The organism is Micromonospora sp. CA-111912 (assembly GCF_050948415.1).
Lineage (GTDB): Bacteria > Actinomycetota > Actinomycetes > Mycobacteriales > Micromonosporaceae > Micromonospora.
Genome location: NZ_CP192007.1, coordinates 65646 through 91667, shown reverse-complemented (window position 1 = coordinate 91667; position 26022 = coordinate 65646). Strand labels below are relative to the sequence as shown.

The window sequence follows — 26022 nt, the reverse complement described above, 5'->3', positions numbered from 1 at the left end:
GTGGCGACGGGTCCGGACCCGATCCGTGCCGCCGGCCGCCGATCCGTACCCGCAGGTCACGGGCCCGCCCCGGGACGCGCGACGGGCGCGGAACGTCCGGCAACGTTGCCGGACGGGCCGCGCCCGCCGTGTCTGGGTCCGGTCCATCAGTCCCGGGCGAAGGTGCCTTCCCTGGTGCCGGCGACGAAGGCGTGCCAGTCACCCGGAGCGAAGATCAGGTTGGGCCCGCTCTTGTCCTTCGAGTCCCGCACCCCGACCGCCCCGGTCACGTACGCCACCTCGACGCAGTTGTCACAGTTCGGCCCACTTTTCGAGCTCTTGAACCACGTCACCCGCGTCAGGTCCCCACGGGACCACTTGGTCGCCACTTCCACAACGGCTCCTCTGCCAGTTTTGCGATTTGTGCGATGGATTCCTCCGGCCGTGTGGCTACTGCTCGAATGTGATCGAAGATGAAGTTGTACTTCTGCAGTTCGTCGCTCTTCTCGAGGAAGAGCCCACCCGTGGCGTTCTCCGCGTACACGACATCGGGATCACCCGCTTCGGGGAAGCTGAGGATGGTGAAGGTGCCGTCCATGCCGGCGTGCGCCCCTACCGAGAACGGCAGAATCTGGAGCGTCACGTTCGGCAACTCCGCCACCTCCACCAGCCGCTTGAGCTGACCACGCATCACCGCGTCGCCGCCAACCGGCCGGCTCAGCACCGCCTCATCGAGCACCACCCAGAGATCGACCGAATCGTCCTGGGTCAACAACGACTGGCGGTCGATTCGGACACGCACCCTCTGCTGGACCTGATCGGCGGTGAAGTCCGGACGGGCGGCGCGGATCATCGCCGAGGCGTACTCCTCGGTCTCCAGCAGGCCCGGCACCACCTGCTGCTCGTACGTCCGGATGGAACTCGCGGCCGACTCCAGGCCGACGAACGACCCGACCAGCACCGTGCTGTACGGGTGCCACCAGCCCTTCTGCCGGGCCTCCCGGGAGATCTGCACCAGCTCGTCGCTCTCGGTGCCGGACACCCCGTAGATCAGCAGCATGTCCCGGACGTCGCGCGGGGTGGCGCTGGTGTGGCCGGTCTCGATCCGGGAGATCTTCGACGCGGAGCACTCCAGCTGCTCGGCGACCATCTCGATCGTGATGCGTGCCGCGTCGCGGTGGCGGCGCAGCTCGGCGCCGAGCCTGCGACGGCGGATGGTGGGGCTGCGTCGCTCACTCACGGCGTCCCCCAGCGGGCCACGTGGCCGAACCGATCGCTGCTCGCGCTCACCCGGTTACCTCCGGTCGATCGCGCCCGGAATCGACGCCCGCCGGGGGCGCGACCGTCGGGCGGCGAGCGTTTCGCGGCAGAGGCGTGGTGCAGTCGTCGACCGGCCGCGGCGGTCGAAACCGGCGTCCAGTGTGCCGCCCCGGGGACAGCGGCATCAAGCGTCTATTTCCGCGCGCCGCTCACGTATCGGCAAAAGTCGACATGCAACTTGCATGAAACACGCCACTGATGCAGTCTGTCCGTAGGGCCAAGGTCACTCACCGTTCCGGTCGGCCACCGGAGAGGCGGGCGCTCCGCCGCGACGGAGCGCCCGGTCGAGGGGCCCGGCCCAGGCACCACACGGACCTGCCCCGGTTCCAGGCCCCGTTGCCGCATGCCACTGGCTGCGACGGCGGGCGCGACGACCGGGTGCAGTCGGGTGAGGGTCGGGTGACGGCACGCCACCAGCGGGCACAACCCGACCACCACCGCCCGCCTGACCGGTTCACGAGGCACGACCACGTGACCGGGCCCAGGGCATTCCCCCGAAATCACCGCCGGTGTACGCCGGCCGATCCTTTCCAGGAGTCCTCTGTGCTTCCCCGCTCAGGTGACGTAGTGCACGTGACTCGCGCGGCGAGTGTCCAGTTCCTCAGACCGATCATGTTCCGCGTGATCCGGGTACACGACTGGCCCACGTACGAAGGTTGGGTGTGGCTCAACGGCTACGAGTTGAACGCGGCGGGGGACGCGGTCAGCCAGCGGTCGATCTTCGTGCAGGCGGCCGGGCTGCGCCAGCTCCGGGCCGCGCCGCAGCCCCAGCAGCACACCGTCCGCCAGCGCCGCCCGGTGGTCCGTACGGCGGTTCGGGTGGGCTGACCCACCGGAATCGCAGGTCGGGAGGCGTGCCGCCGGCATAGAATCGGTACGCCCACCCCGGCGAACGTTTCCACCCCGCGCGTCCCGGACCCTGAACCTGGGATGGTCATGGTCATTCTGCCCGCCGCGCGGCGACACCACCGCTCCCGAGCCCTCTACGCCTTCGGCCTGCTGGCGCTGCTCGGCGCCGTCACCACCCTCGTGGTGGTGGTCCGATATCCAGCCCTGTCCGCCACCGAGCTGAGCGCTCCGGTCCCGGCCCCCGAGATCACCGTGGTGGATGAGGGGCCCGATCCCGGGCCGGGCTGGGTCGACCGGGACTCCCAGGCAGGGGCGCGGGGCGCTCCGGCGGGGGTGGTCGGCGTACCGGGCCCCGCCGGAGCGGGTGCCGGCGACGGAACGGACGCGGTGGTCGAGGCCCACCGAGCACCGGGTGGGGCGGAGGAACGCCGGGACGACGTGAGCCGCTCACTGTTCTGGTCCGGGGTCCTCGGCCTGGCCATCTCGCTGGCCGGACTGGGACTTGTCGGGACCAGACGCCGGAGGTGGTGAGCGCCCGACCGCCACGGCGAGGGCCCGTCACCGCCGAGGGCCGGCCCGGCAACGTCAGGGCGTCGGACTGGCAGCCGTGGTCGCCGACGGCTCGACCGCGCTGGTGGTGGGTGCCGGGGCCGCCGCGACCACCAGCGTGACCTCCTCCCCGGCGGGCACCAGCTCGCCGGGGCCGGGATCGGTCTCGAGCACCGTGCCGGCCGGCTGGTCGGACCCCCGGGCCTCGACCCGGTGCTCGATGCCGAGCTCGTCCAGGACCTGCTCGGCCCTCGCCCGGGACAGCCCGACCAGCGGCGGCATCGGCACCGCGGGTCGGGTGGTCGACGGCGGGGTGCTGGACGGCCCGGCGGTCGTCGCCTCGGTCGTCGGAGCGCCGGTCGTCGCCGGGGCGGAGGTCGGCCGCGCCGAGGGGGTTTCCCCGGGACCGGAAGAGTCGTCGGCCGACGCGAGCAACCAGAGGCCAGCCCCGAGCAGGCCGACAAGCAGCAGCGCCAGGACACCGAGCAGGATCGGCGTCCACCAGCGCCGGCCGGGCTGGTCCTCGGCGTACCAGTCCTCGCCGGCCGGGTCGCGGTAGTCCGCCGGGCGCGGCGGCGGGACCCCGGCCCGCCCGGACCAGACCGCGGGGGTGGCCGGCGGCTGCCGACCGGTGTCACCGGACCGGGGCAGCGGGCGGGTCGTGTCGGCCGGTTCCTCGGCAGGCAGCCCGCGCGGGGAACCCGGCAGCGGCCGGGTGCGATCGTCGTCGTCGGGTGGCGGGTCCTGGCGGTCGTCGCTCATCGCACGTCCTCTCCCCACCGGGCGGGCGGCCTGGCCCTCGGCGTCCACGCTAACCGCTGCCGCGCGCATCGGCAGGGATCAGCGCGGCGAGCCGCCGGGGTGGGAGGCCAGTCGGTGGTGGGAGGCCAGTCGGTGGTGGGAGGCCGGTCGGTGCGCCGGGCCGGAGATCACGGGGTCGGTGTCGGCTCCCCGCTCGGCTCCGCCGGCTCCTTGCCGCAGGTCAGGGTCACCGGATCGTTCCAGTACGCCGTGCTGTCGGGCGCCGGGTCCTGTGCGGTGACGATGCCGGCCCGGCCGGTACGGTAGCGCGGGTAGAGGCCCTCCTCGACCAGGTCGTCGGCCGCGTCGGAGCAGTCGTCGTCGAGCAGGTCCGGGACGCTGACCTCGGGCGCCGGCCCTGCGACGTACAGCGCGACGGTGGTGCCCCGGCGCACGGGCGAGCCGACCGGGGGGTCGGCGCTGCGCACGTCCCGCCCCGACCCGGTGCCGAAGACCAGCCGCCAGCCGAGCCGGTGGTCCCGCAGTTCGTCCCGGGCGTCCGCGAAGTCCGTGCCCACCACCGGCGGGACGGTCAGCCCGCCGGACGGGGTGGGCGCGCTGGTCCGGGCCGCAGTCGGCGCAGTCGTCCGGACCGTCGGGGACGGGGTCTCGGAGGGGGTGGCCGGGACCGTCGCGCCAGCGTCCGCGTTCTGACCGGACGGTGGGGCATCCTCGCCGGCCAGCAGCCAGCCGCCGGCCGCGCCACCGGCCGCGAGGAGCACGACGGCGAGGCCCCCGCCGAGCACCCTGGCCATCCGGCCCGACCCGGATCCGCCCGGCTCGTCGGAGTACGTGTCCCGAGCGTTGTTCCCGTCCGTCATCGCGCCCACCATCTCATCACCGGCGACCGTATCGGGCCGCGCCAAGCGCCGGGCCCCGCTCTGCGCCACGACTCGCCGGGCCGACCTCGGGACGTTACGCTCCCCGGCATGGCCAGACGGGGCTGGGGAGGATCGATCGCCACGGCGGTCGGCGTCGCTGCCGGCGCGGGCGCGGCCCAGCTGGGCTTCGGCTACGGGCTGGGCATCATCAACTGGGCGGCGGCGGACATCGGTGGCGGGACGGCCTGGGTGGCCAGCCTCGCCTGGTCGACCTGGATCGCGAGCACCTCTACGATCGCCGGCGCGGTCTGCGCCCAGCGGCTGCGGCAGCGCGGCTCGACACCGGCGACCCCCGTCCCGGACGCTCCCCCCGCCGCCGAGCAACGACCGGAAGCGCCCGACGCGCCCGCCGTCCCGGCGGGTGGCGGCACCCCCGACGGGCCAGACCCGGTCGGCACGCCCGCCGGGCCGGATTCGGTCGGCACGCCCGCCCGGGTGGACCCGGTCGGTGTGCCCGCCGGGCCGGATTCGGTCGGTACCCCCGCCGGGCCCGAGTCGGTCGGTGTGCCGTCCGGGCCCGAGCCGGTCGGCACGCCCGGGGTGGGCGCGGCAGACTCCTCCGATGTGCCCGTTCCCGTCCCGGCCCCCGGCGGTTCCGGGTCAGGCGAGGTCGGCCGGCTCGGATCGACGGTCCTGGCGCTCGCCGGGGGCGTCGGCGCGCTGGTCACCTTGCTGCTGGTGGCCGTACCGGCCCGGGTGGCGAGCGTTCCGGACATCTCCGCACCGCAGGCCGTGGCAGCCGCGTACGCCGGGGCCGGGGTGCTGATCGGGATGCTGGTGGCCAGGTGGGCGCTGCGCTCGCCGGCTGCGGCGGCCGGCGTGATCGCCACCGTCGGCTGGCTCTGGCTGCTCGCGATGGTCGCCGTGGCGGACGGGGTGTTCTCGGGGCGCGGGCTGACCACCGCCCAGCTCGGCATCTGGCAGCTCAGCGCAGACCGGCCGGGCTTCTGGATCCGGGACTGGTTCTACTGGCCCGGCGCGCTCCTGGCGCTCGGCTCGGCACTGCTGATCGGCGCGCTGGCCGCGCGGCGCACCGCCCGGTCGCCGGAGCACCGGCTCGGGGCGGCGGCCTCGGGCGCGGCGGGTCCGCTGCTCGTCGCGCTGGCCTACCTGCTGGCCGTGCCCGGCCTCGCCACGATCGGGCGGGAGCAGGTGTCGGCCCACCTCGTCGCGCCGTACGCGGTGCTGGCCGGTCTCGCCGGGTCGATGCTGACCGCCACGCTGGCCCAGCGGGCGGTGGCCCGCCGTGTCGGCGTACCGGTGCCGCCGGCGGCCCTGCCCGGGTCCGAGGCCGCGGTGCTGGTGCCCCGGCAGCGGGCCGGCCTGGCCGACGCCGAGCCGGAAACGCCCACCGCAGGCCGAACCGGCCCACTCACGCCCGATGCCGGCACGGAAACGCCGGCCGCAGGCCAGGCCGGCCCACTCACGCCCGATACCGGCACGGAAACGCCCACCGCCGTGGAGGCGGCCACCGAGCCCCGGCCGCCGACCGCGCCGAAGCCCCGCGGCGGCCGGCGCACCCGGTGACGCCTGGTCAGTCGACCGGCCAGGTGTGCACCGGCTCGTTGCTGCGCTGCAGCGCCACGTAGCGCTGCACCATGTCGTGCAGGGCCGCGCCGCGGTCCATCCCCCGGTGCCGCTCGGCGGCCCAGACCGCCTCGGTCTGCCACACGGCACCGTTGCGGCCGGTGCGGCACCGCTGCTCGATGATGCCGAGCAGGCGGTCCCGCTCGGCCGGCGCGACGCCGAAGCGGTCCAGCCCGACGGCCGCCGTCGGCAGCAGGGTGTCGAGTACCAGCTTGGTCACCGGCACGTCCCCGAGGCGGGGCCAGTGCAGGACGGCGTCCATTCCACGCCGGGCGGCGGTGTGGAAGTTCTCCTCCGCCGAGCTGAACGTCAACTGGCTCCAGATCGGCCGGTCCGCCTCGGCCAGGCCTCGGGCCAGCCCGAAGTAGAAGGCTGCGTTCGCCAGCATGTCGACCACCGTGGGACCGGCCGGCAGCACCCGGTTCTCCACCCGCAGGTGCGGACGGCCGTTCATGATGTCGTAGACCGGCCGGTTCCAGCGGTAGACCGTGCCGTTGTGCAGCCGCAGCTCCGCCAGTTCGGGGACGCCGCCGGCGTGCAGCACCTCGACGGGGTCCTCGTCACCGCAGATCGGCAGCAGCGGCGGGAAGTAGCGGACGTTCTCCTCGAACAGGTCGAAGATCGAGGTGATCCAGCGCTCCCCGAACCAGACCCGGGGGCGTACGCCCTGGGCCTTCAGCTCGTCGGGGCGGGTGTCGGTGGCCTGCTGGAACAGGGCGATCCGGGTCTCCGCCCAGAGCTGCCGGCCGTACAGGAAGGGCGAGTTCGCCCCGACCGCGACCTGGACGCCCGCGATGGCCTGGGAGGCGTTCCAGTAGTCGGCGAAGCTGTCCGGGGCGACCTGGAGATGGAACTGAAGGCTGGTGCAGGCAGCCTCCGGCGCGATGGAGTCCGTGTACGTCTGCAACCGCTCGACGCCGCGGATGTCCAGCTCGATGTCCTCGCCGCGGGCACCCACGATCTGGTCGTTGAGCACCCGGTACCGGACGGCGGTGGAGAGGTTGTCGGCGACCAGGTGGCGCTCGGTGAGAGTGGGCAGGATGCCGACCAACACGATCCGGGCCTCGGACCTCGCCGCCCGCTCGTCGGCCCGGGTCAGGCTGCCGTGCAGGTCTTGCTCGTAGTCGGCGAAGCCGCTGCCCTCGATCAGCCGGGGTTTGGCGTTCAACTCCAGGTTGAACTGCCCCAGCTCGGTCTGGAAGAGCGGGTCGGCGATGTCCGCGAGGATCTGCTCGTTGCGCATGGCCGGCTCGGCCGCCGGGTCCATCAGGTTGAGTTCGATCTCCAGCCCGGTCATCGGCCGGTCGGCGTCGAACCCGAAGTCGTCCAACATCAGCGCGAAGACGTCCAGACACCGCCGAACCTTCTGCCGGTAGCGGATCCTGTCCTCTCGGGAGAAGGCGCCCTGCTCGACGTCCGTGCCCATGTGCCCTCCCGGCGCGAGGCGCTACGGAACGGTGCCGCCCCGCAGCGCATTGTGAACCTTCTACGGTAAATGCGCCCAACGCGCCGGGCCAGAGGCCGACGCCCGGCGATCACCGCGACGGACGACCGCGACCGGGACGAAGGACGCTTCCGACGGATCTCTACCCAGGTGGGCGCTCCCACCACCGCTCACGACGTGCGGCGGCACGTGACAATCCGCACCGTCACCGGCCCGGGGGCACCGGCTCAGCATCGCCAGGGGCTCGTGGCCGGCACGGCCGCGGGCCCGCGCCGACTGGTGCGACGCGGGCCCGCGGAGTCCTTCCGGTACGGGGACGCAGGGGTGAAGCAGTCCCCGCGAGTTACGGGGATCAGGCCTGGCGGACGGCCTCGCCCTCGATCTCGATCTTGATCTTCTTGCCGACCAGCACGCCACCGGTCTCCAGGGCGACGTTCCAGGTCAGGCCGAAGTCCTCGCGGTCGATCTCGGTGCTCGCGGAGAAGCCGAAGATGTCCTGGCCGAACGGGCTGCGGCCGACGCCCTCGAACTCGACCTCCAGCTCCACCGGCCGGGTGACACCCTTGATGGTCAGCTCGCCGGAGAGCACGAACTCGTTGCCGTCCCGGGACTTCACGCCGGTGCTGCGGTACTCCAGGGTCGGGAAGGTCTCGGTGTCCAGGAACTCGGGACTGCGCAGGTGGGCGTCACGGTCGGCCTGGGCGGTGCTGATGCTCGCGGCCTGGATGGTCGTGGCGACCGAGGACAGCGCCGGGTCCTCGGCGATCGTGATCGTGGCGGTCGCGTCGGCGAACTCACCACGGACCTTGCTGACCATCATGTGCCGGGCGACGAAGCCGACCCGCTTGTGCGCTGCGTCCAGCAGATAGGTGCCGGCGGCCGGGATCGTGAGGCCGTCCCACTCGCGGGTGACAGATCCGGTGCTGCTGGTCATGGTGCTGTCCTCCAGGAAGATTGTTTAGTAGCCCAACGGCTGACTGAGCAACTATAACCAGAGCAATATTCCCTGTGTCAAGCACTGCTACGATGGACGGGTGGACCAGAACGTTTTCGACGACCCCCGGATCACCGCCGTCGGCCTGCTCGTCGAGGCGCATGCCGGGCTGTCGGCCCGGTTCGCCGCCCAGTTCGAGGAGCACGGGCTGTCCCCGGTCGAGTTCGAGGTGCTGACCCGTCTCGCCCGCTCGCCCGGCAACCAGCTCCGGATGACGGACCTGGCCGCGCAGACCTCGCTCTCCACCAGCGGGGTGACCCGGGTGGTGGACCGGATGGAACGCGACGGGCTGATCCGCCGCCGGGCCTGCCCGTCCGACCGGCGCAGCTCGTACGCCGTGGTCACCGCGGCCGGCCTGGAACGGCTGGACCAGACCCTCCCGGGGCACCTGCGCATCATCGAGCAGTGGTTCACCGGCCAGTTGGCGCCCGACACGCTGCACGTCCTCCTCGACGGCCTCCGGCGGGTACGCGACGCCGTGCACCCCGGGGCGACGGCGGGCAGCACCTACCCGAACCCGGGGGAGCCGGCCGCCCCGCTCGGCGGCTGATCCGACCGGCAGAAAGACCGGCAGAATCCGTTGAGCCAGCGGCAGCTATCCGGGCGGAACGGGCGAAGCACCCCACTTGCGGTGGCTACTGTGCTCTGAGCGGGGGCGCACCGGGGGGTGCTGGCGCGAGCGATGAGCGAGGGGTAACACCAGGGGGCTTCTTCGCTCGCGCCACCCCCCGCGTCACCCCTTTCCGCGTCACCTTTCCGCCGCGCCGCAGCGTCCGAGATCATGACCGGAGGCCGATCGCAGGGGCGCGAGCAGGGCGGCCTCCCGGGGCAGCAGACTGATGCCGCTCTCCCCGCAGAGCCGGTCCAGCCGGTCGAACACATCCGCCTCGCCGGTACTCGCCGCCAGCCCGACCAGGGCCTCCACCACGTCCCGGCGGTACCGCCCGTCAGCGCCCGCCTCGACCGCGGCGGCGAACCACTCCGCCGCCAGGTCCCGGTCCCCCCGATGCAGGGCGATGTTCGCCTCGATCAGCGCGCAGGCCGCGCCCTCGAACCGGGCCTCCCCGACCCGGCCACGGGCGTCCCAGCCGAGCACCGACCGGCCACCGGCCGGACCCGCACCGAGCGCCGCGTCGCCGGCCGCGCACGAGCGGAGGCCGGACAGCACCTCGGTCGCCTCGTCCGGGCACCCGTCCTGGGCCAGCGCCAGTCCGACGGTGCCGAGGGCCCGCCGGCGGTGCCCCGGATCGCCGAGCTCCGCCACCCCGGCGAGCACCCGTCGGCCCTGCGCCACGGCGTCGGCGTACCGGCCCTCCAACCGGGACACCTCCGCCAGGTTCGCCCGGGCCAGCACCCGCAGCCGCCGCTCGCCACACTGGGCGGCCAGCCGGTCCACCGCGGCCAGCCGGCGGCGGGCCCCGGCCAGGTTGCCCAGCCGGGTCTCGTGCCAGGCCAGGTTGTTCTGCGCCACAGCCATGTCGCGTGCCCGGTTGTGCCGGGTGGCCAGGGCCAGGACCGCGAGCGCCTGCTCCCGCGCCTCGTCGTGCGCGTCTGTGGCGACCAGCAGCGCGCCGAGCACCGTACGCGCCTCAAGTTCGCCGGCCACGTCGCCGACCCGGTGGAACACCGCCCAGGCACCCCGCGCCGCCGGCAGTTCCTGCTCCGCCGCCCCGTGCTCGGCGGCCAGCCGGGCTACTCCGAGCGCCGCCCAGGCGCGCAGCATCGGGTCGGCGTCCGCGGTACGCGGATCGGCCAGCAGCCGGCGCAGCCACTGCCGCCCGAGGACGTTGCGCCCCCGGAGCCGCCACCAGCGGGCCAGCCCGGCGGCCAGCCGCAGCGCGGTGACCGGGTCGTCGACCGCCGCGTGTGCCAGCGCGGCGGTGATGTCGCCGGCCGCCTCGTCGAGCCGGCGCACCGCCGAGGTGAGCTGGGAACCGGCCAGCTCGGCGACGATGCGGGCCACCAGTCGCGCGTAGACGTCGGCGTGCCGCCGCCGGACGACGCCCAGCTCGCCGACGCCGATGGCCTGCTCGGCGGCGAACTCCCGCACCGCGTCGAGCAGCCGGAACCGGAACGGCCCGGCACCGCGCACGCTGAGCAGGCCGAGCTGGAGCAGCCTGTCCAGCAGCGGCACCGGGTCGACCGACACGGTGCCCTCCGGGTCGGCGTCGTCGGCGAGCATCTCCTCGGCCAGCTCCACCGACCACCGGTTGCTGAATGCGGAGAGCCGACGCAGCGCCGCCCGCTCGTCCGGCGCGAGCAGGCGGTAACTGGCCGCCACCGCGTCCCGCAGGGTGACCGGTGCCCCGCCCACCGCCCCGCCGGGCTCGGACGCCGCCCACCCCGGCCCGGGGGCCGACACCGGCGAGGTGGTGAGGTCGAGGACGCGGTCGCCGTACCGGTCGAGCAGCTCGTTGAGGTCGAGGATGCGCCCCCGGGCGGCCATCAGCTCGATGGCCAGCGGCAGCCCGCCCAGCCGGCGGGCGAGCGCGGCGAGGGCCGGCAGCTCGGCCGGGTCCGGCGGCTCCCTGCGCACCCGGGCAAGGCGCGCGGTGAACAGCGCCACCGCCGGGTAGCCCGCGAGGACATCGGGCTCCGCCGGGTCAAGCTCGGGCGGGGGCACGTCCAGCGGCGGCACCGGCCAGACCCGTTCGCCGGGCATGCCGACGGGATGCCGGCCGGTCACCAGGATCCGCATCGTGGGCACCGCCCGGGCGAGCCGGTGCAGCGCCTCGGCCACCGCGTCCGGGGCGCGTTCCACCGCGTCGATCAGCAGCAGCGCCGGGCGGCCCGCGACCCGGACGGCGAGGTCCGGGGGGCGGGCGCCGCCGAACACGGCCGCCACCGCCGAGAGCACGTCGGCGGCGTCCGAGCCCTCCCCGACGAGCACCCCGGCCGCGCCCCCCGGCACCCGGCCGGCGACGGCGTGGGCCACCGCCAGGGCCAGCGCCGTCTTCCCCACCCCGGCCAGTCCGACGAGGCTGACCACCGGCGGGCCGTGGCCGGCGGTCAGTAGATCGACGAGTTCGGCCACGTCCCGTTCCCGACCGATCAGCTCGACCGGGGGCGGAAGCGCGATCGACGTACCGGCGGACTGGGCGGCCGGGGGCGGCCCGCCGGCGGCCGGCGACGGACTCCACGGCGGCGCGGCGGCCGGGCCGGGTGGCGGGGAGTTGGCCCGGTCCGACCCACCCGGTGCCCCGCCCCGGGCCGCGGCGGCGAACTCCGCGCGGGCCGGCCCGGCGAGGCCGAGCGCGCCGGCGAGCAGGTCGACCGTGGTCCGCTGCGGTCGCGCGGAACGGCCGCGCTCCAGGTCGCGCACCGTCCGCACGCCGATGCCCGCCCGCGCCGCCAGATCGGCCTGGGTCAGGCCGGCGACCCGCCGGTGCGCGCGCAACAGATCCGACAGTCCGGTACGACCGCCCGCACCCGGCGGACGATCATGAACGGCAGCCATGGGCAGGAAGGGTACGGACGGGGTGTGACCGCCGGCAGCCAACCGTCGCCCTACCGACGCCCGAACGGGTGGATATCCGACAGCTTCCCGGTCACCCGTCGCGACCGGAAGGCCCGCCGCCCCGCCGGGGCGGGGCGAGCGCGCTCCCCCGTCCGGTCAGAGACCGAGGTCGCGGGCGATGATCATGCGCTGGACCTCGCTGGTGCCCTCGCCGATCTCCAGGATCTTCGAGTCGCGCCAGAACCGGGCCACCGGGTACTCGTTCATGAAGCCGTAGCCGCCATGGATCTGGGTAGCCTCGCGGGCGTTGTCCACGGCGATCGTGCTGGCGTGCAGCTTGGCGATCGCCGCCTGCCGCTTGAACGGCTCGCCGGCCAGCATTCGGGCGGCGGCGTCGTAGTACGCCAGGCGGGCGGTGTGCGCCTTCAGCTCCATATCGGCGATCTTGAACTGGATGGCCTGGTAGTTGCCGATCGGCTGACCGAACGCCTGGCGCTCCTTCGCGTACTTCAGCGACTCGTCGACGCAGCCCTGGGCGAGGCCGACGGCGAGGGCTGCGATCGCGATCCGACCCTCGTCGAGGATGCGCAGGAACTGGGCGAAGCCCCGGCCGCGCTCGCCGAGCAGGTTGGCCGCCGGGACCCGGCAGTCGTCGAAGGTCAGCTCGTGGGTGTCCGAGGCGTTCCAGCCGACCTTGGAGTAGCCCGGGGCGACCGTGAAGCCAGGGGTACCGGACGGGACGATGATCGTGGACAGCTCCTTTGCGCCGTCCGGCCGGATGCCGGTGACGGCGGTGACCGTCACCAGGGCGGTGATGTCGGTGCCCGAGTTGGTGATGAACGCCTTCGAGCCGTTGATCACCCACTCGTCGGTGGACTCGTCCAGGACGGCCCGGGTCTGGGTGCCACCGGCGTCGGAGCCGGTGCCGGGCTCGGTGAGGCCGAAGCCCGCGAGGGCCTCCCCGCTGACCAGCTTCGGCAGCCACCGCGCCTTCTGCTCGGCGGTGCCGAAACGGAAGATCGGCATCACGCCGAGGGAGACCGCCGCCTCCAGGGTGATCGCCACGCTGGAATCGACCCGGGCCAGCTCCTCCAGGGCGAGGCAGAGCGCGAAGTAGTCGCCGCCCATCCCGCCGTGCTCCTCCGGGAAGGGCAGGCCGAACAGGCCCATCTTGCCCATCTGCCGGACCACCTCGTACGGGAAGGTGTGCTTCTCGTAGTGCTCGGCGATGACCGGAGCGACCGCCTCGCGGGCGAAGTCCCGCACGCTCTCCCGCAGCGCCTCTTGCTCGTCGGTGAGCCGGAAGTCCATCGGTTCCTCCTGTACGGGTTCCTCCGCCGGGCGCTCGTGACGCTGACGGGTGGGACGATCCTTGGTCTCGGTGGCGGTGCCGGTGCCCCTGGGGTGGGGGGCGGTCAGACCGGGGTGACGCCGTGCCGGCGGCGGGAGAAGTGCCGGTCCTTGGTGCGGGCTGCGGTGAACCGGCGGACCAGCTCGGCGCGCAGCTCGTGCGGCTCGACGATCGCGTCGACCACCAGCTCGCTGGCGAGCCGGACGATGTCGATGTCCCGCTCGTACTCCTCGCGCTTGGCGGCGACGAAGGCGGCCCGCTCGGCCTCGTCGGCGATGGCGGCGATCTTGTTGGCGTAGACGGCGTTGACCGCGGCCTCCGCGCCCATCACCGCGATCTTCGCGGTGGGCAGGGCGATCGTGGCGTCCGGCTCGAAGCCGGGGCCGGCCATCGCGTACAGGCCCGCGCCGTACGCCTTGCGCACCACCACGCAGATCTTGGGTACGGTCGCCTCGGAGATCGCGGTGATCATCTTCGCCCCGTGCCGGATGATGCCCTGCTTCTCCACCGCGCTGCCGACCATGAACCCGGGCACGTCGGACAGGAACAGCAGCGGCACGTTGAACGCGTCGCAGAGCTGCACGAACCGGGTCGCCTTGTCGGCCGAGTCGACGAAGAGCACCCCGCCCTTGAACATCGAGTTGTTGGCGACCACGCCGACGACCTCGCCGTTGAGCCGGCCGAAGCCGATGGTCAGCTCCCTGGCCCAGAGCGCCTGGATCTCGAAGAAGGAACCGTCGTCGAGCAGGCCCCGGACGTACCGGCGCATGTCGAACGCCTGCCGCTCGCTGGCCGGGACGAGCGCGGCCAGGTCGGCCTTCTCCGGGGCGGGCAGTGCCTCGGCGGCCGGCGGCTGCTGTGTCCAGTTCGCCGGCAGGTACGACAGGTAGCGGCGGACCACGTCGAGCGCGTCCGCCTCGGTCTTGCACAAAAAGTGCCCGACACCCGACTCGGCGCAGTGCACCTTGGCCCCGCCCATCGCCTCCAGGGTGGTCTTCTCCCCGGTGACCATCTCGACCATCCGGTCGGAGCCGAGGTACATGCTGGCGTTGCCGTCCACCATCGCCACCACGTCGCAGAACGCCGGGATGTACGCCCCGCCGGCCGCGCTCGGCCCGAACAGGGCGCACACCTGCGGAATCGAGCCGGACGCGCGGACCTGGTTCCAGAAGATCTTCCCGGCGCCGCGCCGGCCGGGGAACAGGTCGACCTGGTCGGTGATCCGGGCACCGGCCGAGTCGACCAGGTAGACCATCGGCACCCCGGTCGAGTACGCCCGCTCGATGATCCGGATGATCTTCTCGACGGTACGCGCGCCCCAGCTTCCGGCCTTGACCGTGGAGTCGTTGGCCATCAGGCAGACCTGCCGGCCGTCGATGGTGGCGGTGCCGGTGACCACGCCGTCGGCGGGCAGGCCCTCGGCCAGCGCGTTGGCATAGAGGCCGTCCTCGACGAGGGAGCCCTCGTCGACCAGGAGCGCCACCCGCTCGCGGGCGAAGAGCTTGCCCTTTGCGGCGTTCGCCGCATGGTACTTGTCCGCACCGCCGGCCTGGGCGCGCTTGCGCAGCTGCCCCAGTGCCTCACCGTCGAGCGTCACGCCGACTCCCTCGCCGCCTGACCCGGCCGCACGGCCAACGACCGCGCGGCATACCCCCTGAACGATCGTTAGGCTAACGCATTCCCCACCCACCTGCGACTCGCCGCCCCGCCACGGCACCGCCCGATCGCAGCCGCCGCCCCGCGTCGACCCGCGGCCCCGCGTCGCCATGGGGCCCGGCATCGACCCGCAGCCCCGCGTCGCCATAGGGCCCTCGTCGCTATGGGCCCGCGTCGCGGGACGGGCCCGAACAGCCCGGGGGGCGAGAGGACGGAAGGACCCGGGGCGGGCCTCAGGCCGGCAGGGCGGCGAGGCGGGTGCGGGGGCCGGCGCGGAGGACGCCGGAGGGGAGCTTCTTGCCGAGCAGGCGCTCGGCGAGCTCCGCCGCCCCGATCAGGGCGTCCAGGTCGATTCCCGTGTCGATGCCCATGTCGTGCAGCATGTGCACCGCCTCCTCCGTGGCCAGGTTGCCGCTGGCCCCCGGGGCGTACGGGCAGCCACCGAGGCCCCCGACGCTGGCGTCGAACTCGGTGATCCCGAGTTCCAAGGCGGTCAGCAGGTTCGCCAGCGCGGTGCCCCGGGTGTTGTGGAAGTGCAGCAGCACGGGGACGTGGGCGTTGCGGTCGCGTACCGCGGTCAGCAGCTCGCGGACCCGACGCGGCGTACCCATGCCCGTGGTGTCGCCGAACGCGACCCGGTCCGCGCCGTCGCGGACCACCCGGTCGACGATGCCCGCGACCCGCCGGGGGTCCACGTCGCCCTCGTAGGGGCAGCCGAAGCTGGTCGCCACGATCACCTCGGCGGTCGCCCCGGCGCCGTGCAGCAGGTCGATCAGCTCCGCGATGTCGTCGAGCGACTCGTCGGTGGACCGGTTGACGTTGCGCCGGTTGTGCGTGTCGCTGGCCGAGACCACCACCTCGATCTCGGTGAACCCGGCCGCGAGGGCGCGCTGCGCGCCCCGGGTGTTCGGCACCAGCGCCGAGTAGCGCACCCCGGGGGCCTTCGCGACCCGCTGCCACACCTCGTCGGCGTCGGCCATCTGCGGGATGGCCTTCGGGTGCACGAACGACACCGCCTCGATCCGGCGTACCCCGGTGTGGGATAGCGCGTCGACCAGCCGCACCTTGGCCTCGGTCGGGACCGGCTCCTCGTTCTGGAGCCCGTCGCGCGGCCCGACCTCGCGGATCGACACCGCCGCTGGCATCTGGCTCATGGTCACCTCGCTGTGACATCGGGTCGCCGGGGTGTCGTCGTGCCGCGCCGCCTCTCGTGAAGGCGGTCGACGGCCGACGCCGGCCGACCGGTGGTCCCCCCAGGGAACCAGAAGGCCGGCATCGGACGCCAGGCCGAAGCCGGGGCACGGCGAGCCGGCGAGGGAGCCCGCGCCGGCTCGCGCCCTCACCCCGCGCCTGCGGCCGGGTCAGCGCCGCGCGGGCCCTTCCAGGAGTTCCGCGGCGCTGCGGAGCGCGGCCAAGAGAGCTCCGGCGCAGGCGATGGCCTCCTCCCCGCCCAGAGCCAGCGCCATCGCCATCGCCCCCTCCGTGAACAGGGACACCGACCGCAGGCACCGGGCCAGGCGACGACGGTCGAGGCGTGGAGGCACGCCATTGTTCGCTCTTCCTCTTCCCATTTCTCCATCCCGGTTTACGCAAGATGCACCGATGGAATTTCCATCGGCAAATGCACGTCCGATAAACGCCGCCAGGCAGTTCGACGGCAGCCGGTCGTACGACGGGAACAACGACCGGTCACGGGTGACCGCACGGCGTTCTGGCCGGGCGGCAACCCGGCCGGGCGGCCAAAGTGGAGGCTCGGTCGCGGGCCCGCCGCAAGGGTTGTGTCGTAGGAGGTCCGAGCGGGTCTTCCCGACCGGAATCAGACCGTCCTACCCGGACAACCACCCGGCCAGAAAATGACCGTGAGCACAGATCGAGGTATCCGTCGTTCGACCGGAAGGGGTACAAATACGGTTCCCGAGTCAGGCAGCTCTGCGAAAGGTCCGGCCATGACCTCCGACACCAGCACGTCACCCTCGCCCCGGGGATGGCATCGGCGGCACTGGCTCGTCTCGCGTGAGCGACTGGCTGACGAGTACGAGTCCCGGTACGGGTCCACGGCGGTGTCCGCGTACGGGCTGGCGGTGCGCGACCTCGTCGAGGGCTGCCCGGGGATCGGGGCGGTCGACACCTGGAGCAGGCTGGCCGAGCGGATCTGCCGGAACAAGCCCGCCCGCGACCGGGACGCCTGGCGCAAGCGACTCTCGCGGCACTTCACGGCCGAGACGAAAGGGCCCCCGTGGCAGACCGTCGTCCTGGTCGTCGAGTGCATCGTCGCGGTGGCCGAGCGGGAGGACACGCTCGGCCACTTCGAACGGCTCTACGAGGCGGCCCGGGGTGAGCGCCCGCCGTCGGGCCACCGAACGGCCGACCCGGCGCACCCCGACGCCCTCGACCCGGAGGCGGACACCGACCGGCCCGACGAGTGCACCCGCACCACGATCGCCCACCTGCTCCGCGAGAACGCCTCGCTGCGGCAGCGGCTGGCCGCCAGCCAGGCAGAGAACGATCTGCTACGACACGCCCTCAGCACGCCGGCCCGGCAGCCGGTCCGGGACGGCTCCCGGCACCGCCCGCTCGGTGGCGAGGCCCGGCCGGAGGACGTGTCGCGGCAACGGGCATCCGTGCCGCCCCTCGGGGCGCCCCGTGGGGGCTGGAACCCCGGCCGATTCACCGCCCCGCCCGCAGCCGGGAAACCCCCTGCCACCCCGGCCACGACCAACGACGCCCCGGCCGGTCGGCACCGGTCGCCCCTGCTCGATCAGGTGTGGGCCACGCCCCGCCCCTCCGGCCCGCTCCCCGCCACGTACCAGGTCGACCCGCTCCCGCACGCCCCCGGCGATGCCCGTCGGGGATGATCAGGAGTACTCACCTCGCTACGCTCACGGGCTCTTCAGATCCATGCATGGCTGCTAATCTCTGCGCCGTGGACGGCACAGCAGAAGAGGACTTGAGGCGCGAGGCGTTACAGATGCGCCAGCGGATCAGCCGGCTCGAGACGACCCTGCTGCACCTCGTGTCACTGACTGCTGCCAGCCTGGTCATCATCGGGCTGTTGCTTCCGTACGCTGCCTTCGAGGAGAAGGAGAAGCTGTACGACGAGAGCCTGCTGACCATCGGATTCACCGCCGGCAAGGCCGACGGGTTCTTCGCCGTGGTGTTCCTCGGTCTCCTCGTGGTCGCAGGCGCGACGCTCATTTTCCTCTGCGTCGCCGGCGAGCGCTCGGCGAGCCGCGCAGCGGAGCGCATCGGGCTCGTCCTCGGCTGGCTCCTGCTGCTCTCGGCCGCAGGAGCATGGCTGCTCGCGAGCGTCCCAGCCTTCGAATGGGACGAGGGGCCGGGAGCGGTGGTGTACGCCGTGGGAGCAGCGCTCACGTTCGTCGTGCTCGGCACCCAGAAGGGGCGCGACTTCTGGGTCGCCGAGCGCCGCGGGAAGATCCGCCATTGAGCTGTCCGGACGGGACGTCGTCAACGTCCTCGTCCGGATCCCGCCAGGCGCACCGTGGTCGCTCGTGGGCGCAGGGCTCCGGCCGGCTCGACCGCTTCCCGGCCACCCGGGCGGGCACCGTCGCCGCCCGATACCTGACTACTCAGCGCATCCGGCCGACAATGCCGGTGTCGTAGTCGCCGGAGAGGAATTCCTCGTTTTCCAGAAGCTCGGCGTGGAACGGGAGGTTGCACTTCGGTCCGGCGATCTCGAAGGCCGCCACGGCCGCCCGGGCCCGCTCGACGGCCTCCGACCGGTCGCTGCCGCTGACGATGAGCTTGGCCATCAGGCTGTCGTAGAACGGGGTCACCGTGTTGCCGGCGACGTAACCGGAGTCGACCCGTACCCCCTCGCCCGTCGGCTCGTTCCAGGTCCTGATCACGCCCGGGCCGGGCAGGAACCGCTTCGGGTCCTCGGCGTTGATCCGCAGCTCGATGGCGTGCCCGCGCGGGACGAGCGCGTCCGGGTCGAAGGTCGGGGCCAGGCCGGAGGCCACCCGGAGCTGCTCCTCGACCAGGTCGACGCCGTAGACGTACTCGGTGACCGGGTGCTCCACCTGAAGCCGGGTGTTCATCTCCAGGAAGAAGAACTCCTGTGTGGCGGGGTCGAGCAGGCACTCGACGGTGCCGGCGTTGCGGTAGCCGACCGCCTCGCCCGCGCGCACCGCGGCGGCGAGGATGCGCTCGCGCAGCTCCGGCGAGACCGCCGGGGACGGGGACTCCTCGACCAGCTTCTGGTTGCGCCGCTGCACCGAGCACTCCCGCTCGCCGAGCGCCACCACCCGGCCGTCGGCCAGGCCGAGGATCTGCACCTCGACGTGGCGTACCCGGGGGAAGTACCGCTCGATCAGCACCGAGCCGTCGCCGAACATCCGCTCGGCGAACGAGCGCACCTTGTCGTACTCGGTGCGCAGCCCGGCCTCGTCGGTGGCCACGCCCATGCCCATGCCGCCGCCGCCGGCCGCCGCCTTGACCATCACCGGGTAGCCGATCTCGGTGGCAGCGGCGACCGCCGCGTCCACGTCGGCCGCCGGGTCGGTGGTGCCCGGCGCGACCGGAACCCCGGCCGCGGCCATCAGGTTCCGAGCGTTGATCTTGTCGCCCATCGCGGTGATCGCGTCCGCGCCGGGCCCGACCCAGACCAGCCCGCCGGCCTCGACGGTACGGGCGAAGTCGGCGTTCTCCGAAAGGAAGCCGTAGCCGGGGTGGATCGCCTGCGCGCCGGTCGACTTGGCGGCGGCGAGGATCGCCTCGACGTTGCGGTAGCTCTGGGCCGGGTTGGCCGGGCCGACACAGACCGCCTCGTCGGCCTCGGTGACGAACGGCAGGTCGGCGTCGGCCTCCGAGTGCACCGCGATCGCGCGGATCCCGAGCCGCCTCGCGGTACGGATGATTCGGCGGGCGATCTCGCCCCGGTTGGCGACCAGCAGCGACTCGATCATGTTTTCCTCCAGCGTCCATAGGGTGGGACGGAGGCAAGGAAACCACGAGTGACCCGTTGCCCACGAGTCGAGCGCCGTAGTGGCGGGGGAGTTTCAGGGAGGGCGCTCAACGACGCGCCCAACGTCCCGCCGCAGTGCCTCGCCGTTGCTGGCGCTAGGGCCGGTGTCGAAGTCGACCTGCCTCGGCTCGGCGCGCGGGGTGAGGGCCCGCCCGCTCCGGGCTGTCAGGTCGGCTCCCTGAGCGGGCGAGCCCGGCGAACCCCTGGCATGGTCCGGGCACGATCGAGCGGATCGTGCCCGCCCACCCGGGCCAGCACCGGTTCCCCGGATCCCGGACCGGGTAGATCTTGGAAGCAACCGGCCCTTCCGGGGGCCGAAATCTTCCAAGATTTACCCGATCTCCACTCATCGTCAGAACGGCGATCGGCTTTCGCTGGTGACCAACACTATGCGCACGGCAGCGCGCCCGTGTCGTCCCGCTTCGGCAACGAACCAGACCCCCGGCGTATGCCGAGGGCCTGCGGGTTGAAGGGCATGCGGGTTGAGCGGGGTCAGCCGACGCTCTTCGCCAGGTCGACGAAGCCGCGCCACGCGGCCGGCGAGAAGGAGAGGGCTCCGCCGTCACGGTCCTTCGTGTCACGGACGAGGACGACGCCGGGCAGATTGTCGGCGACCTCGATGCACGCCCCGCCGTTGTTGCCGCTCTTCGTGCTCTTACGCCACTGGGCGCCGGTCATGTCCATGATGCTGCCGCCTTCTTGATGAGGTCCAAAGAGGTCACCCGAGGTAGTGCTTCACCTACGATGCGCGCCCATCGCCGTTCCAGGGTAGCAATATCGACCTGATCGGTGATGATCTGTGCATTGATCTGCCCGTCCATGTGCGCCACCCGCACCCCGTCGGGCATCTCGGCCAGGATGAACGGCCCGCCCATGCCGGAGTACATGGGGGTGCCTGCCGGTACCACGTGGACCTGCACACCGGGCAGCTCCGCACACGCGGCGAGGTGCTCACACTGCTCACGCATCAGCGCGCCGTCGTCGCGCACCGCCGGCCGCCGCAGGACCGCTTCGTCGATCGCCACGACGACGAGTGGCGGTCGGGACCGGTGGAGAATTGCTTGTCGGTCGATACGCGCAGCCGCCAGCGCGTTGACCTCCTCGGGAGTCAGCGTCTCCCCTGCGAGCGTTGCCCGCGCGTACGCCTCCGTCTGGAAAAGGCCCGGGACCCATGCCAGCTCGAACCACCGCAACGCGACCGCCTCGCGCTCAAGCTCGACCCATGGCCGGAACCACACCGGTTCGCGGCGCTTCAGCACGTCCGGCCACAGGTCCTTTACGTCCCGCCCTAGGATCGTCGCGAGCTGCGAGCGGCGTAGCGGTCTCGGTATGCGGCCCAGGCTCACCCACCGCTGCGCCGTCTTCGGATCCACCCCTACCTGGGCAGCGAGGCTGTCGGCCGTCTCACCCGCCTCGACCATGGCTGCTATCAGTCCGTGATTCACCCTTACCTCCTGGTTGGACGTCCCGGACTTACCGGAGTCCTACCCTAACGCTGTGTCTGCGTCCGGTCACTATGCGGCAGGTTATTTCCAGGACGGCGTGGGTTGGCTGGCAAGGAGTGCGCCCCGGCCCGCGTTCGTCGAGGGGGCCGCCCGGTCGGTCCTGCGCACGAAGCGCGGGCGGCCCCCTCTCCAATCTCCACGGACAGGGGAAGCACCGTGTCGAACCGAGAAGGACGTCACCGCGCCAACGACCGCCGGGGCCGGCACGCGGTGCGTCCGGTGCCCGCAGGCGAAGAAGAACCGAAGCGTGAGCCGAGGCCGGCCCCGCCGCCCCGGGACCCGGTCCCGTACGACCCGCCGCTGATCGGCCCGTTGACCCCGCCGTACCGGGGCCCGCGCAACGACGCGACGGCCCGGGTCAGGTGGGAGATAGCCGGTGAATCGCTGACCCCGGCGCAGGTGATGCGCGGAAACGGTGGCCGGCGGTGAGGTACCGAAACCCACGCGAAGCGCGGGGCGGTCGCGCTACGGGTACGGGGCCTCGGGAGGCAACGGTGACCGCCCGACCGATCCACCCGGGCGACGTACTGCACCTGACCCGTGCCGCGAGCCCGCAGTTCGTCAAGCCGATCACCATACGGGTCATCCGCGAGATGAAGAACCAGCACACGTACCACGGCTGGACGTGGATCGAGGCGTACGAGCTGAACGCCGCAGGCGACGCCGTCGCAAAGCGCGAGCTGTTCGTGCTGCGCGAGGGGCTGCACCGGCTCGCCGCGGCCCCACGGCAAGCCGCGCCTGTCCGGAGTGCCAATCCCACCCGGGTGTCCTGATGCCCCGCCCACACCTGCCGATGCGGCCCGCCTGGCTCTGCCGGGTCTGCGCCGCGCAGTGGCCCTGCCCGCCGGCGCAGCTCGACCTGACCACCGAGTTCCACGGCCACACCGTCGCGCTCGTCTTCTACCTGGCCGCCATGATGCACGACGCCATGGACGACATGTACCGACTCGGCGGCCGCCCCGACAGAACCGCGATGCACGCCCGGTTCCTCGGCTGGCTGTCCCCGACCCGCCCACATCACACCGAGCGCCACTGACCGCCCACCCCTGGCCTGTCGCCCCTTCCCCCGTGAGAGTGGTTCGGGGCGGGCGCCGAGGCAGTTCCCCGGTGTCAGGCTCAGGCAGCCGTCTCGGTCAGCAGGGCGGCCAGGGTGGCGGCGCGCAGCAGGGCGGCGCGGCGCCGCCGGTCCACCTCACCGCCGAGGAACGGTGTCGAGTTCATCAGGCCGAACGCCGCGTGCGCCAGCACCCGCGCCTCGCTGGCGGGCTGCCCCGGGTGCAGCGCGGTCAGCACGGTCACCCACTCCTCGACGTACAGCCGCTGGAGCCGGCGGATGCGGCGACGCGGCTCTTCCGGCAGCCGGTCCAGCTCGTGCAGGTGAAGCGCGATCACGGCCGGGTTGGCGAGCGCGAACTCGACGTGGAAGTCGATCAGCGACTCCAGCGTGCCGCCCGGGTCGTCCGGGTGGCCGGCGGCCCGCTCCCGCCCGCCGTCGAGCAGCCCCTCGCTGACCGGGACCAGCGCGGCGACCAGCATCGCCTCCTTGCCGGCGAAGTGGTGGTAGAGGGCGGGACCGGTGACGCCGGCGGCGGCGCCGATGTCGTCCATCGACACGCCGTGATAGCCCCGCGCGGCGAAGAGCCCGACCGCGATCTCCAGGATCTCGTCCCGCCGGGACCGTCGCCGACCCGTACCCGTCACGCCGCCCGCCGCCCCCCGTGCCCGCTGCTCCACGCTCACCGGGCAAGCCTAGACCCGCCCCCGGACGGGGTGGGGCTCGGTTACCCGGCGGTCGCCTCCGCCGGCCCGGTCAGTCCTCCTCGTCGTCGGTCAGCCCGTGCTTTGCGCGGACCGCCGCCGCCTCGTCCGGGCGGCCCAGCTCGTCGAGCGCCCCGGCCAGCAGCCAGGCGGCCCGGGCCGCCGACCGGGAGCCGGGAGGCAGCCCGCCCAGCACCTCGCGCAGCAGCGGCTCGGCCTCACCGGGTCGGCCGGCGTGCGCCAGCGTCTCGCCGGTGAGCAGCTCCGCCCGGGCCGCCTCGCCGAAGGCCTCGATCGACCGCAGCCGGGCCGGGATCCCGGCCAACCGGTCCAGCGCCTCGTCCGTTCGGCCGGCGCCGGCCAGCACCCGGGCCGCCGCCTCGGCGGCCAGCGCCACCTCGTACGTCACCACCGGCGGTTGCTCCGGCTGACCGGTCAGCGCGGTCGCGAGCCCGTCGCAGACCTCGACCGCGCGGACCGCCGCCGGCCCGTCGCCCGCCCAGAACAGCGCGTCCACCTCGCGGCGACGGGCGCGCAGCTCGTCGACCGGGGCCCCGGCCAGCCGGTACGCCGTCGCGGCCTCGGCGAACCGCTGCCCCGCCAACGCGTCCCGGTCGGCGTCGTAGAGCAGGCCTCCGGCCTCCTCCAGAACCTGCGCCCGGTGCGGCAGGTTGTCCGGCCCATCGAGGTTGCGGGCCAGCAGGGCCAGCAGGGCCAGCGCCGGTTCCAGCTCGCCCAGGTCGACGTAGATCCCGACCAGCAGATGCCGGCAGCGGTCCGCCTCGGCTTGGGCCCCGAGCCGGTCCAGCCCGAGCACCGCCTCCTCGGCCACCTCGGCCGCCTCGGCGGGCCGCCCGGCGATCCGGTACGCGTTCGCCAGCTCCCAGCGCAGGAAGGCGTCCCCGTCGGCGCCCTGTTCCACGCAGAGGGTCACCGCCTCGGCGAAGTCCTCCACCGCCTCGGCCGCCCGCTCCGCGGCCAGCAGCGCCCGGGCCCGGAACACCCGGACCGGGAGCCGGGCGCCCGGTGGGGCGGTGCGCAGCGCCTCGTCGCAGGCCGCCACCGTCTCGGCGGTGTCGTCCACCGCCCGGGCGTACGCGAGCGCGGCTGCGGTGACCAGCTCGCCGACGCCCACCTCCCGGGCCAGCCGGCGGGCCTTCCCGGCCGCCGCCCGGAACTCCTCGGGCCGGTCCAGCTCCTCCAGCACGTGCGCGCGGTGCAACGCCGCCCGGGCGGCCAACCACGGATCGTCGTACGCCTCGGCGGCGGCCCGGTCCGCGGCGGCCAGCGCCTCGGCCCAGCGTTCGAGGTGCGCCAGCGCCAGCGCGAGCCGGTCGTGCGCGGCGGCCCGCTCCCGGGCGTCGGCGTGCGCGGCGAGGAAGTCGGCGGCCTCCCGGACCAGCGCCAGCCCCTCCTCGGCCTCCCCGCTCATGCAGAGCAGCACCCCGAGCCGGCCGGCCACCACCTGCGCCCGGACCTGGTCGCCCAGCTCCCGGTACGCGGCCAGCGCCGCCCGGCTCGCGTCCCGCGCCGCCTCCGGGCCGTCGGTCTCGGTCAGCTCGCCCGCCCGCAGCTCCAGCCGGCGGGCCGCCGTCCGGGGCGACGCCTCGGCGGCGCCGAACCGCTCGTCGTACGCGGCCAGCGCGGCGATCAGCCCCGACCGGCGGTGGGTGCGCAGGCACTCGTCGGCCAGGTCGAGCAGCTCGTCGGCGGTGGCGTCGGCCGGGACGGCCGGCTCCTCGGCCGGGGGCACCGCGGGGTGCGGGGACCGGGTCGGATCGGTCGGGCTGCGGCGCAGGCTGGCCGAGAGCGGCAGGTGCTCCCCGGCGGGCCCGGTGGCCAGCCGCCGGGCGATCCGCTCCGACTGGTGCGAGGTGCTGTTGCGGGCGTCGAACCGGGCGGCCAGCGCCGTCGCCGTCTCGGTCAGCTCGGCGGCCAGCGCGGCGGCGGACACCTCACCCGCCGGCCGGTCGCCGGCCGCCCGACGGTGCAGCGTGACGTCGCCGGCCCCGGCGGCCCGGCGCAGCGCGGCGGCGGCCGCCGCCGCGAAGTGCATCGCGGCGGCCGGGGTGGGTGCCCGGTCCAGCCAGTCCAGGTGCCGCTCGACGATCTCCACGGCCCGGGCCTCGTTGCCGGTCAGCGTGCAGAACTCGACGTGGTCCCCGATGTCCCACAGGTCCGACAGGTTGCCCCGCAGCCGCCGGTACGCCTCCCGGTGCGCGTCCCGGGCCGCGTCGCCCCGCCCCGTGCGCAGGTACGGCACGAGCAGCGCGGTGAGGATCGCCTGCGGCTGTTCCGTGCAGGTCAGCCGGCCGGCGAGCACCGGCTCGGCCAGCGCCACCGCCTCGTCGTGCCGGCCGACGTGGGCGAGGTGGGCGACCTGGGTGGTGGGGTCGCAGCCGGCACAGTCGGACAGCTCGTCGCGCGGGGCGGTCAGCCACTCCCGGTACCACCGCTCGGCGGCCTCGGCGTCGCCCACGTGGTCGGCGACCAGGTAGCGGTGCTTGTGCACGGCCTGGAGGCTGTGCCCGGCGTCCCGGTACCGACGCTCCATGTCGTCGAGCACCGCGTACGTGCGGTCCAGCGGCAGCTCGGGGAACTTCAGCATGGCGTTGACCATGTACTTGAAGTGCCAGAGAAGCTGGTGGGCGTAGCCCTGGTGGTACGGCTGCGGATCCCGGTCGAACTCGGCCAGGCACCAGGAGAAGGTGACGAAGGACTTGCCCGCCTCACCGCCGTAGACGTACCCGGTGGTGGCCTGCATCCGGACGGCGAACGCCAGGTGCCGGTCGTCCCCGGCGTCGGCCCGGCGCAGCAACTGCTCCAGGGCGGCCGTCCGCCCCGCCCCGTACGGCATTTCGGTGGTCCCGTGCAGCATCCGCCACAGGTCGTCCTCGCTCATCGCGG

Annotated in this window: 24 protein-coding genes; 9 read left to right on the top strand and 15 right to left on the bottom strand. The window is 73.5% G+C overall.

The features are described from left to right. Nucleotides 1-146 precede the first annotated feature (146 nt). Together ACQPZO_RS00390 and ACQPZO_RS00385 are read right to left on the bottom strand one after the other, a co-directional pair. Nucleotides 147-368 carry a DUF397 domain-containing protein gene (locus tag ACQPZO_RS00390; RefSeq protein ID WP_387025515.1) on the bottom strand — a complete coding sequence of 74 codons (222 nt, stop codon included), beginning with the start codon at nt 366-368 and terminating at the stop codon, nt 147-149. Continuing rightward, on the bottom strand, nt 338-1219 hold the full coding sequence (locus tag ACQPZO_RS00385; protein WP_433345965.1) for a helix-turn-helix domain-containing protein: 882 nt from the start codon (nt 1217-1219) through the stop codon (nt 338-340). The genes ACQPZO_RS00390 and ACQPZO_RS00385 overlap by 31 nt, the downstream gene beginning before the upstream one ends. A gap of 623 nt (nt 1220-1842) precedes the next feature. On the opposite strand from ACQPZO_RS00385, the gene ACQPZO_RS00380 reads away from it, so the two are divergent. Together ACQPZO_RS00380 and ACQPZO_RS00375 are read left to right on the top strand one after the other, a co-directional pair. Further along, complete coding sequence (locus ACQPZO_RS00380; protein WP_433345963.1) at nt 1843-2127, top strand: hypothetical protein; 285 nt, start codon at nt 1843-1845, stop codon at nt 2125-2127. Nucleotides 2128-2229: 102 nt separating this feature from the next. Further along, entirely contained in the window at nt 2230-2679 is a 450-nt protein-coding gene (locus ACQPZO_RS00375; protein ID WP_433345961.1) for a hypothetical protein, read from the top strand. Nucleotides 2680-2733: 54 nt separating this feature from the next. Here ACQPZO_RS00375 and ACQPZO_RS00370 read toward each other — a convergent pair whose 3' ends face one another. Together ACQPZO_RS00370 and ACQPZO_RS00365 are read right to left on the bottom strand one after the other, a co-directional pair. After that, nucleotides 2734-3459: a PASTA domain-containing protein gene (locus ACQPZO_RS00370; RefSeq protein WP_433345959.1), complete on the bottom strand. Its 726-nt coding sequence runs from the start codon at nt 3457-3459 to the stop codon at nt 2734-2736. A gap of 167 nt (nt 3460-3626) precedes the next feature. Continuing rightward, nucleotides 3627-4319: a PASTA domain-containing protein gene (locus ACQPZO_RS00365; protein ID WP_433345957.1), complete on the bottom strand. Its 693-nt coding sequence runs from the start codon at nt 4317-4319 to the stop codon at nt 3627-3629. Nucleotides 4320-4427: 108 nt separating this feature from the next. Between ACQPZO_RS00365 and ACQPZO_RS00360 the strand changes: the two genes are divergently transcribed. Beyond that, complete coding sequence (locus tag ACQPZO_RS00360) at nt 4428-5906, top strand: hypothetical protein (RefSeq protein WP_433345954.1); 1479 nt, start codon at nt 4428-4430, stop codon at nt 5904-5906. A 7-nt stretch (nt 5907-5913) separates the two neighbouring features. Here ACQPZO_RS00360 and ACQPZO_RS00355 read toward each other — a convergent pair whose 3' ends face one another. Continuing rightward, nucleotides 5914-7392, bottom strand: coding sequence for a glutamate--cysteine ligase (locus ACQPZO_RS00355; protein WP_433345952.1), 1479 nt, complete (start codon nt 7390-7392; stop codon nt 5914-5916). 370 nt (nt 7393-7762) lie between these two features. Continuing rightward, a complete protein-coding gene (locus tag ACQPZO_RS00350; protein ID WP_405115020.1) occupies nt 7763-8344 on the bottom strand; it encodes a YceI family protein in 582 nt (193 codons plus the stop codon). A 100-nt stretch (nt 8345-8444) separates the two neighbouring features. Here ACQPZO_RS00350 and ACQPZO_RS00345 point away from each other — a divergent pair, with 100 nt between their 5' ends. Next, nucleotides 8445-8954, top strand: coding sequence for a MarR family winged helix-turn-helix transcriptional regulator (locus ACQPZO_RS00345; RefSeq protein WP_396671793.1), 510 nt, complete (start codon nt 8445-8447; stop codon nt 8952-8954). A 198-nt stretch (nt 8955-9152) separates the two neighbouring features. Here ACQPZO_RS00345 and ACQPZO_RS00340 read toward each other — a convergent pair whose 3' ends face one another. From ACQPZO_RS00340 to ACQPZO_RS00325, 4 genes are all read right to left on the bottom strand, one after another. Further along, on the bottom strand, nt 9153-11861 hold the full coding sequence (locus ACQPZO_RS00340) for an ATP-binding protein (protein WP_433345950.1): 2709 nt from the start codon (nt 11859-11861) through the stop codon (nt 9153-9155). Between the two features lie 156 nt (nt 11862-12017). Next, nucleotides 12018-13172 carry an acyl-CoA dehydrogenase family protein gene (locus tag ACQPZO_RS00335; protein WP_433345948.1) on the bottom strand — a complete coding sequence of 385 codons (1155 nt, stop codon included), beginning with the start codon at nt 13170-13172 and terminating at the stop codon, nt 12018-12020. Nucleotides 13173-13276: 104 nt separating this feature from the next. Beyond that, nucleotides 13277-14809, bottom strand: coding sequence for an acyl-CoA carboxylase subunit beta (locus ACQPZO_RS00330; protein ID WP_433345945.1), 1533 nt, complete (start codon nt 14807-14809; stop codon nt 13277-13279). 292 nt (nt 14810-15101) lie between these two features. Further along, nucleotides 15102-16013 (bottom strand): hydroxymethylglutaryl-CoA lyase, encoded by a 912-nt coding sequence (locus ACQPZO_RS00325; protein ID WP_405116586.1) that lies wholly within the window; start codon nt 16011-16013, stop codon nt 15102-15104. 801 nt (nt 16014-16814) lie between these two features. Between ACQPZO_RS00325 and ACQPZO_RS00320 the strand changes: the two genes are divergently transcribed. Continuing rightward, entirely contained in the window at nt 16815-17723 is a 909-nt protein-coding gene (locus ACQPZO_RS00320; protein WP_433345943.1) for a hypothetical protein, read from the top strand. A gap of 68 nt (nt 17724-17791) precedes the next feature. Beyond that, nucleotides 17792-18313, top strand: a complete 522-nt coding sequence (locus ACQPZO_RS00315) for a hypothetical protein (RefSeq protein WP_433345941.1) — start codon at nt 17792-17794, stop codon at nt 18311-18313. Nucleotides 18314-18455: 142 nt separating this feature from the next. Here ACQPZO_RS00315 and ACQPZO_RS00310 read toward each other — a convergent pair whose 3' ends face one another. From ACQPZO_RS00310 to ACQPZO_RS00300, 3 genes are all read right to left on the bottom strand, one after another. After that, nucleotides 18456-19793: an acetyl-CoA carboxylase biotin carboxylase subunit gene (locus ACQPZO_RS00310; RefSeq protein WP_433345939.1), complete on the bottom strand. Its 1338-nt coding sequence runs from the start codon at nt 19791-19793 to the stop codon at nt 18456-18458. 551 nt (nt 19794-20344) lie between these two features. Further along, entirely contained in the window at nt 20345-20530 is a 186-nt protein-coding gene (locus tag ACQPZO_RS00305) for a DUF397 domain-containing protein (protein ID WP_433345937.1), read from the bottom strand. Continuing rightward, nucleotides 20527-21297 carry a DUF5753 domain-containing protein gene (locus tag ACQPZO_RS00300; RefSeq protein WP_433345936.1) on the bottom strand — a complete coding sequence of 257 codons (771 nt, stop codon included), beginning with the start codon at nt 21295-21297 and terminating at the stop codon, nt 20527-20529. The genes ACQPZO_RS00305 and ACQPZO_RS00300 overlap by 4 nt, the downstream gene beginning before the upstream one ends. 216 nt (nt 21298-21513) lie before the next feature. Here ACQPZO_RS00300 and ACQPZO_RS00295 point away from each other — a divergent pair, with 216 nt between their 5' ends. The 3 genes from ACQPZO_RS00295 (at nt 21514) to ACQPZO_RS00285 (ending at nt 22393) form a co-directional block, all read left to right on the top strand. After that, nucleotides 21514-21786: a hypothetical protein gene (locus ACQPZO_RS00295; protein WP_433345934.1), complete on the top strand. Its 273-nt coding sequence runs from the start codon at nt 21514-21516 to the stop codon at nt 21784-21786. A gap of 65 nt (nt 21787-21851) precedes the next feature. Further along, complete coding sequence (locus ACQPZO_RS00290; RefSeq protein WP_433345932.1) at nt 21852-22130, top strand: hypothetical protein; 279 nt, start codon at nt 21852-21854, stop codon at nt 22128-22130. Beyond that, nucleotides 22130-22393, top strand: coding sequence for a hypothetical protein (locus ACQPZO_RS00285; protein WP_433345930.1), 264 nt, complete (start codon nt 22130-22132; stop codon nt 22391-22393). The genes ACQPZO_RS00290 and ACQPZO_RS00285 overlap by 1 nt, the downstream gene beginning before the upstream one ends. An 80-nt stretch (nt 22394-22473) precedes the next feature. Here the strand turns inward: ACQPZO_RS00285 and ACQPZO_RS00280 are convergent, their stop codons facing one another. Further along, entirely contained in the window at nt 22474-23097 is a 624-nt protein-coding gene (locus ACQPZO_RS00280) for a TetR/AcrR family transcriptional regulator (RefSeq protein WP_433345927.1), read from the bottom strand. 70 nt (nt 23098-23167) lie between these two features. After that, nucleotides 23168-26017 (bottom strand): hypothetical protein, encoded by a 2850-nt coding sequence (locus ACQPZO_RS00275; protein ID WP_433345925.1) that lies wholly within the window; start codon nt 26015-26017, stop codon nt 23168-23170. Nucleotides 26018-26022: the final 5 nt, after the last annotated feature.

Bases quoted from the DNA above. Each gene is read 5' to 3' on its own strand.
- ACQPZO_RS00375 (WP_433345961.1), top strand. From the start codon at position 2,230: ATGGTCATGGTCATTCTGCCCGCCGCGCGGCGACACCACCGCTCCCGA.
- ACQPZO_RS00370 (WP_433345959.1), bottom strand. From the start codon at position 3,459: ATGAGCGACGACCGCCAGGACCCGCCACCCGACGACGACGATCGCACC.
- ACQPZO_RS00365 (WP_433345957.1), bottom strand. From the start codon at position 4,319: ATGACGGACGGGAACAACGCTCGGGACACGTACTCCGACGAGCCGGGC.
- ACQPZO_RS00360 (WP_433345954.1), top strand. From the start codon at position 4,428: ATGGCCAGACGGGGCTGGGGAGGATCGATCGCCACGGCGGTCGGCGTC.
- ACQPZO_RS00355 (WP_433345952.1), bottom strand. From the start codon at position 7,392: ATGGGCACGGACGTCGAGCAGGGCGCCTTCTCCCGAGAGGACAGGATC.
- ACQPZO_RS00350 (WP_405115020.1), bottom strand. From the start codon at position 8,344: ATGACCAGCAGCACCGGATCTGTCACCCGCGAGTGGGACGGCCTCACG.
- ACQPZO_RS00340 (WP_433345950.1), bottom strand. From the start codon at position 11,861: ATGGCTGCCGTTCATGATCGTCCGCCGGGTGCGGGCGGTCGTACCGGA.
- ACQPZO_RS00335 (WP_433345948.1), bottom strand. From the start codon at position 13,172: ATGGACTTCCGGCTCACCGACGAGCAAGAGGCGCTGCGGGAGAGCGTG.
- ACQPZO_RS00325 (WP_405116586.1), bottom strand. From the start codon at position 16,013: ATGCCAGCGGCGGTGTCGATCCGCGAGGTCGGGCCGCGCGACGGGCTC.
- ACQPZO_RS00320 (WP_433345943.1), top strand. From the start codon at position 16,815: ATGACCTCCGACACCAGCACGTCACCCTCGCCCCGGGGATGGCATCGG.
- ACQPZO_RS00310 (WP_433345939.1), bottom strand. From the start codon at position 19,793: ATGATCGAGTCGCTGCTGGTCGCCAACCGGGGCGAGATCGCCCGCCGA.
- ACQPZO_RS00305 (WP_433345937.1), bottom strand. From the start codon at position 20,530: ATGACCGGCGCCCAGTGGCGTAAGAGCACGAAGAGCGGCAACAACGGC.
- ACQPZO_RS00285 (WP_433345930.1), top strand. From the start codon at position 22,130: ATGCCCCGCCCACACCTGCCGATGCGGCCCGCCTGGCTCTGCCGGGTC.
- ACQPZO_RS00275 (WP_433345925.1), bottom strand. From the start codon at position 26,017: ATGAGCGAGGACGACCTGTGGCGGATGCTGCACGGGACCACCGAAATG.